Raw genomic sequence first — 7,837 nt, forward strand, 5'->3', positions numbered from 1 at the left:
AAAAGGACAGATCCCTCGATCTCGTGAATTAACTTCGTTATTAATCTTGTTAATCGGTACGATGTTATTTTGGTTGATGGGCTCATATTTAGTTAACCAGTTAATCGCAATCATAAAAACGGCAATGAAGTTTTCGTACAAAGTCAAAGATGAGAAGTTAATCATCTCCAATTTAGTTAACTCATTCACCCATGGTTTTTTGTCAATTGCGCCAATTTTTTTGGGTTTAGTGATTATTGCTCTCTTTGCACCACTTTGTGTGGGGGGATTGCTTTTTAGCCTACAATCAATTAAACCAAATTTTAAAAAACTCAATCCAATATCTGGGTTGAGTAGGTTATTTAGTACTAAAATTTTTTCTGAGTTACTAAAAAGTATACTTAAAGTTATTTTAATTGCTATCACTTCAACATTGTTTTTAATGCACCATTTTCCTGACATGCTTTCGTTGCCCCATATGTATTTAAATGATGCACTAGCTAAAGCAATACAGTTAGTGATCCTTTGCGCAATACTAAGCGTTATATCGTTAATACCCATGGTGGGTTTTGACATCTTTCATCAAATATGGAGCAATTTAAAAAAACTGAAAATGTCAAAACAAGAAATTAAAGATGAGTTTAAAGAGCAAGAGGGAAATCCGCAAATTAAAGGACGTATTCGCCAAATGCAACAAGCAATTGCTAGGCGACGAATGATGAAAGATGTGCCAAAAGCCAATGTCATTGTTACCAACCCAACCCATTACGCCGTTGCTCTGCAATATGATGAAAAAACAATGATTGCACCAAAGTTATTGGCAAAAGGTACTGACAAACTTGCACTGCGCATTAAAGAAATTGCTAATAAACATGACATTCCCCAATTAGAAGCCCCTCCTCTTGCGCGGGCTTTATATCGCCATGGCGAAATAGGGGAAACGATTCCAACTGAATTATATACTGCTGTCGCACAAATATTAGCTTGGGTATATCAATTAAAACATTGGCATAAATACGGCGGTGATAAACCACCTGTGCCGAATAATTTACCTGTACCTGAATCATTATCCGAAAATAAATAAAGGTAATTACTAATCTTATGATTAAATCTAAACTACTAACTTTATTATCAATAAATACATTAAAGAGTGGACATTATCAGATCTTAGCTGGCCCAATGCTAATCTTATTGATTCTTTCAATGATGGTATTACCACTTCCGGCATTTATTTTAGATCTATTTTTTACGTTTAATATTGCGTTATCAATTATTATATTAATTGTGGCATTATTTACTAAACGCGTGCTTGATTTTGCCGCATTTCCAACTGTTTTATTGTTTGCAACTTTACTAAGGCTATCGTTAAACGTTGCATCGACACGAGTGGTATTACTAAAAGGGCATACGGGTAGCGCTGCAGCTGGGCGAGTTATTGAAGCCTTTGGGCACTTTTTGGTTGGTGGTAATTTTGCTATCGGTATCGTCGTATTTATCATTTTAGTTATCATTAACTTTATGGTCATCACCAAGGGGGCAGGTAGAATAGCTGAAGTTGGTGCACGCTTTGCTTTAGATGGTATGCCAGGTAAACAAATGGCTATTGATGCCGATCTTAACGCTGGCTTAATAGGAGAAGACGAGGCCAAAGCACGCCGAGCTGAAGTAAGTCAAGAGGCAGATTTTTATGGCTCAATGGATGGTGCCAGTAAATTTGTCCGTGGCGATGCTATCGCTGGGTTATTGATAATGGCAATTACCATTATTGGAGGGTTACTCGTTGGAGTTATCCAACATGATATGACACTATCTGATGCGAGTAAAACCTATGTATTACTCACTATTGGTGATGGGTTAGTTGCGCAAATTCCTTCATTAATCATTTCAACAGCAGCTGGTGTAATTGTAACGCGTGTATCATCACAAGACAATATCAGCGAACAAATGCTCAGCCAGCTATTTAACAATCCACAAGTATTAATTTTAACCGCGGTTGTCATTGGTTTACTTGGGCTAATTCCTGGTATGCCCAATTTAGTATTTTTACTCTTTACCGCTATTTTATCATCACTTTCTTGGTGGCTAACTAAACAGAGAAAAACACAACAAACAACGCAACCCAAACAAGTTAATGCACAAGCAACTACACCAACCAATATCGAAGCGACGTGGTCAGATGTTAATATTGAAGATATATTAGCAATGGAAGTAGGATATGGGCTTATCCCTATGGTAGATCAAACCGAAAACGGTGAATTGCTCAGTCGGATCCGCAGTTTACGCAAAAAATTTGCGCAAACACTGGGATTTTTACCGCCCCAAGTTCATATAAGAGACAATCTTTCATTAGCACCTTATCAATATAAGATATTTATCAAAGGTGGCGAAATCGGCAAAGGTGAAATTGTTAATAATAAATGGTTAGCTATTAATCCGGGTAATGTCACCGAAACTATCGAAGGTATTCCAACAACTGAACCCGCCTTTGGATTACCTGCAATATGGATTGATGAAAGCAATAAGGAAAATGCACAAATATTAGGTTACACTGTTGTGGATACAAGTACCATGATTGCCACTCATTTTAATCATTTATTACAACAATTTGCCAGCGATCTATTAGGACGCTTAGAAACCCAAGAGTTGCTTGAAAGAATCAAACAAGATATTCCAAAACTAGTGGAAGATTTTATCCCTGGGGTTATTACACTAACCACTTTTCATAAAATATTACAAAACTTGATCGCCGAAAAAGTATCAATTCGTGACATGCGTACCATTATTGAAACAATCTGTGAACATGCGCCTCCCCAAAATGATGCTTATCAATTACTTAGTATGGTCAGAATGGCTTTAGGCAGAGTTATCACCCAACAATGGTTTCCAGGTTCAGATCCAATCAGTGTAATAGGATTAAATATCAATTTAGAACGCTTATTACTACAAGCTCTACAAAATACAAGCAATTTTGAGCCAGGACTAGCTGAGCATATCATAGAGCAAGTTAAGCAAGCCATTAATCAACAAGAAGCAATCGGTGCTCCACCAGTATTATTAGTGAACCATACACTAAGACCGATGTTATCACAATTTTTACGTCAGAATTTTCCTCAATTAGCCGTATTGTCAAATTTAGAAATCGCCGATAATCGAGAGATAAAAATGAGTACACAAATTGGCGCAGAATAGTTACTTGATGATACTAATAATAAAGTGTTTCAGTTAATAAAAACTAGAAACACTTTTTTCTAAACTGCCTATGCGGCAGTAAACGATCATTAATGAGTTTCCAAGCCGCTTTAAATTTTCTAAACTGCCTATGCGGCAGTAAACAAGGGGATTCAATGTTTCCAAGAATTAATTCTTTTCTAAACTGCCTATGCGGCAGTAAACTCAAAAAGTGTTGAAAATACTTTGGATGATGATTTCTAAACTGCCTATGCGGCAGTAAACTTTCGTAATATTCCCCTAGGAATGTTGCGAACTTTCTAAACTGCCTATGCGGCAGTAAACCTTAATATCACTCCAAATCACGCTCAAAAAAATTTCTAAACTGCCTATGCGGCAGTAAACATAAGCCACTGATAACCCTATGCGTTCGGGATTTTCTAAACTGCCTATGCGGCAGTAAACGAAGCTGTGGAAGATAAAGAGGCCTACAAGCATTTCTAAACTGCCTATGCGGCAGTAAACTAGAGTTTTTTTGCAAAATTGCCTTATTGTAAAAGAGCTTTTGATATTTTACCTTATTTTTACCCTTTTTTTGATCTCATATTAATATCTATAATAATCAATTAGTTAAAATTAGCTTCAAAAAAAGGGTTGCCAATTTAAAAATCGGGAACGGTAGCTGTTTGGCTTAACCCATAACTATTAAATGTACCTGATACAGGCTTTAAGCATTTTTCTTGTTTTAACCACAAAATAAACTTTTGCCCTGTACTTTTACTGGCAAGGTGAATATGAGGATATTGCAAATTAACGCTTCCCCATTTTTCTATCATTTTTTGTTTAACCTCTGCCGACCATTTACCTTGTGCTGTTAATCGTTTTTCAGCACGCCTCAATGCGCTTTGCCCTTTTGGATGAATACGAATTAAACGTAAATAACCTTTTATCGTAACGGGAATAGCTTCAATAGACATCAGTAAAGCATAATCACTAATTGATGATTTTTGCTGTATATCTGCTTTAAGGTTTTGTAGCTCCTGCTCGGTACCAAATAAGCGAATTACTCCGCCTAATGTTCGGTGCACATTATAGCAAGGAAAACTTATTGCAATATTTCCTTGATGATTCACCAAAATTTGGTGGAGGGACTGCATCACTTGATTCATCACATCCACCTCGGTGATTTCAATTTGCGAAATCGCTCGCAACTCTAAATAGTGTGAGTGCATATTATTTACTCCTTGCCACTAGCACCAAAGACACCACCACGAATTAATACCGCAATCACATAATGTTGCTGCTCAAGCGTTGGTTTTTCACCTTTTAATACCCAATTATCAAACAAAGTATAAAAATCTAACTTCTGTTTTGGTTGACGGAAAGCGTGCCCCATTGAAGTGACCGAGCCATACGGTTCTATCGCTATTGGAAATTGTGCATTATCGTCATACCAAGTATCGATAGTTCGAATGGCATTACTAACTTTTTGTGAATGCATGGCCGCTTGTTTATTTTTTTCGTAGAGTACTTTGCTTTTTGTTTTACCTGTATCTAAAATTAATTCTTGTGATGGGTAGACTTCTTGACCTAAGCCCATTTTTAGTTTGGCTTCAACGTTAAAAATCACAAACTCTTTACCGGATAATCCTGCTTCAATCAGTTTAGCAAGATCATTTACCGATTTATCATCATAATCAAATGAGTTAAGTTGATATTGTTTAACATCATTGACGTCAATCATTGATTTTTTATCATCTTTTCGAGTAATCGATAAGCTAATTTGCTCCGCTGCCATACGGTTACGCCATAACCAACGACCATTTAAGATATTAATGGCATAACGTTTAGCCAACGCAGTCAACCCTTGTGTTTGGATATAATCTTGCGTTGTTTTTTCTAACGCTTCTTGATATTCAATTTCATTACATACCGACGGTTTACCTAAAAAAGGTAATACTTTACAGCTCCATTTAATCACTAAAGTCTCTTTATCGGCATCTAATGCTGCAACATCAACTGTCTGTAAATTTGGTTTTTGTATTTCAGCATCTAATTTGGTTGGATCGTTGGCTACTGCATTTTTAAGGCGATTTGAAATAGTGCCTCGCACTGATTTTTCAGTGACCACAACAGAGGATAATTTATTGCTATCTTTAGGATCCTGCTGTGCAAAAATCGCATCTGAAATATCAAAACTACGTTCAAAAGCAAGTACGCTGGCGGTGGTGATTTTATCTTTACTCATAATGTATTCCTTATTCTATAATTTTCTAAATTTACTTAATTGGTTTCTTGATTGATAATATAAATTTCTGCATCATTTGATTGTAATTGACTACATTGATAACGCCAAAAAGCTTGTGATAAATTCTTTTGCAAACGCAAAGGAAAGACCCATTTACCCAGCCCATATATACACTCCACAAATTGCGTGGCATGTTCATTACTGCGTGCATGTTCAACCTTACCTGCGGCAAACAGCGGCGAAATTGCTTGATAGCCCAAATGTAAAGGAACAAGCCAACCACGATCTTGCTTAACCGACGTTGTTTGCCAATGCCCATCTTCTTGCGGATTATGGTGTAGCATTGCTGTTTCAATTAATGCATCCAGTGCGGTAGCATTAGGATCTTGTTGCTGTAATTCAGCAGTAATATCTTGCAAATCTTGTGGTGCTTCAACTAAAACAAATGCGGGTAATAGTGCATTGATTAAGTTTTTATTTGATCCTGATGCAGAATATAGCGCGACTGATTCAATATCAACAACGTGCCCACCAGCAACGCGTTGCTGGTAAAGTTTTTGTTTCATCTGTTGGATGAATGCTTGCTGCTCATCTGCATCATCTAATGTTTCACGATCTTCAATTTTTACCTCGACAAGCAATGAAACATCTAGATGAACTCGCCCTTCTTCAATAATGGAACGAGTACTACCATTTTTAGAGAGTGGATTGCGTGTTAATCGAAAAGTATAATCCGCATAGTTGTTTGGTCGATAAACTTGTACATCACATTCATGACATGCAATTAACACACCATCTAAATAGATTGGATTTTCTGATTCAATTTTTCGACTTAAAGCATGAATCGCCCCTAAAAATCCTGAAATCGCCGGAAATCCATACGTTAATGGGCTAGAAATTGCATTGGCATTATGGATTTTGACATGATCAAATAATAAATAATAACGTAATGATGCCATTAAAATATCCCCTCTCTTTTGCGTTGGCTCGCTTTTACCGCTGCATTAAATTCACTTCGCCATTCACTATATTCAACATCATCAAATTGTTTTTCAATATTTTTGAATTTATTTTTTAAAATCTTTTGAATCCAAGAAGCAAATTGTTTTTCTAGCTCTTTTTGCCAAGAACCTTGTTCATACTGGTTTTTAAAATTTTCTTCATCCTCTAAATCAGCGCGTCTAGGATCTAGCCAAAGTTTTTGATTAAAATCGAAAGAATAATCACGGCTCCAACCTGCAGGAAGAGTAGTTTGAATATGGCGAGCAAACTTAAGTAGTAATGATAAAATCACCGAAAACGCATCTTTACGGTCATCTCGTTCTTCTACAATATTTTTTGGCGATTCAACCATATCAAATAGTAATTTAAAGCCAAATCGACAAAAATATTGTAGTGCATTATTAAAAATAGTTTTTTGTTGTTTAGAAATCGATGGGAATTGAGATTTTTCAAATATAGGAGGCATAGAGGGTAATAAAAAATTTCTTCCATTTTGGATTTGATTAAGTTGCCCTACATTCAAAGGCTTGGTTCCACCTAGTTTCAACACAGCTAAATCTTTAAAAGAAAAATAAGAATTATATTCTATATCTTTTTCATTTGAACGCTGTGTATTTTCTTCCGAATATCTTGCCTGAATCTTTTGAAAAACTTCATAACAAAGAGAATTAGGATGTAATGGCATTAATAAACGATAATTATTTTCTTGTTGAGAAAAATAACTATCTTCACTATTAGGCCAAAAAATTTGCTTATTTAAATCAGAAGATTTAAGATTTTCAAAATTATTTGAAATAGCTTTTTTTAATGCATCAAAATATTGGTTGGCTTTATGATGATCATCAGATAACGCATTTAATACTTCTGGATGCGCTGTTATGATTAATTGAAATAAAGTAATATCATCTTTTACTATTTGATTAAAAAACTTAAAAACACTAGTTTGCCTAGCTGCATTATTTGTACAATCAAAAGACAAATTTAGTGGAGTTGCTGACGATATGTAACCTTGAAACTTCGGCTTAGCTTGTAAAATATAGTTAATATTACAATTTTTAATTGCTGAATGAACCCCTTTTCCACAATGGGTTACAACCGATATACCTTTTACTTTTTCATTAATAAAAGATTCCATCCAAATATCAAATTCAAAATTTTTACTTAACTCTTTTATTTGTGATTCATATTGAACTATTGAATTAACATCTTCTGATGATTTTGCTTTTTCTAACTTTGATAATAATTCGTCATATTCCTCACTATTAAATATTGCAAGAATATGTTCTATAGATTTTCTGATATCTTGCCGACAAATACGATCCATTTACCCTCCTCATATATTCATATATGAAATTAAACGTCTTTAAATACAAATTTTTTTTGTAAAAAATTAATTTTTAGAGACAATTAAATTAATAATTTTTAGTACCAAGTATATAT

The 7,837-nt window shown here is 35.1% G+C and carries 6 protein-coding genes and 1 CRISPR repeat array; of the genes, 2 read left to right on the forward strand and 4 right to left on the reverse strand.

Going from position 1 to position 7,837, the window contains the following annotated elements; all coding sequences use genetic code 11:
* A partial coding sequence (gene flhB / locus A9G30_RS06445; protein WP_065588416.1) for a flagellar biosynthesis protein FlhB occupies nucleotides 1-1,063 on the forward strand: 1,063 nt, incomplete at its 5' end.
* A gap of 17 nt (nucleotides 1,064-1,080) precedes the next feature.
* The gene (flhA, locus tag A9G30_RS06450; RefSeq protein ID WP_065588417.1) at nucleotides 1,081-3,168 is read left to right on the forward strand and encodes a flagellar biosynthesis protein FlhA; all 2,088 of its coding nucleotides are present in this window, start codon (nucleotides 1,081-1,083) and stop codon (nucleotides 3,166-3,168) included.
* A 56-nt stretch (nucleotides 3,169-3,224) separates the two neighbouring features.
* Nucleotides 3,225-3,672: a CRISPR direct-repeat array (repeat unit 28 nt; unit sequence TTTCTAAACTGCCTATGCGGCAGTAAAC).
* A 137-nt stretch (nucleotides 3,673-3,809) separates the two neighbouring features.
* On the opposite strand, the gene cas6f is transcribed toward flhA, so the two are convergent.
* From cas6f to csy1, 4 genes are read right to left on the reverse strand one after another with little or no spacing between them, the layout of a single operon-like run.
* Entirely contained in the window at nucleotides 3,810-4,379 is a 570-nt protein-coding gene (gene cas6f, locus A9G30_RS06455) for a type I-F CRISPR-associated endoribonuclease Cas6/Csy4 (RefSeq protein ID WP_065588418.1), read from the reverse strand.
* 5 nt (nucleotides 4,380-4,384) lie between these two features.
* Entirely contained in the window at nucleotides 4,385-5,395 is a 1,011-nt protein-coding gene (gene csy3, locus A9G30_RS06460; protein WP_065588419.1) for a type I-F CRISPR-associated protein Csy3, read from the reverse strand.
* 35 nt (nucleotides 5,396-5,430) lie between these two features.
* Nucleotides 5,431-6,354, reverse strand: a complete 924-nt coding sequence (csy2, locus tag A9G30_RS06465; RefSeq protein ID WP_065588420.1) for a type I-F CRISPR-associated protein Csy2 — start codon at nucleotides 6,352-6,354, stop codon at nucleotides 5,431-5,433.
* Nucleotides 6,354-7,721: a type I-F CRISPR-associated protein Csy1 gene (gene csy1, locus A9G30_RS06470; RefSeq protein ID WP_065588421.1), complete on the reverse strand. Its 1,368-nt coding sequence runs from the start codon at nucleotides 7,719-7,721 to the stop codon at nucleotides 6,354-6,356. The genes csy2 and csy1 overlap by 1 nt, the downstream gene beginning before the upstream one ends.
* Between the last annotated feature and the right edge of the window lie 116 nt (nucleotides 7,722-7,837).

Origin of the sequence: Gilliamella sp. Fer4-1, assembly GCF_001690515.1 — a bacterium.
Classification (GTDB): Bacteria; Pseudomonadota; Gammaproteobacteria; order Enterobacterales; family Orbaceae; genus Gilliamella; species Gilliamella apicola_C.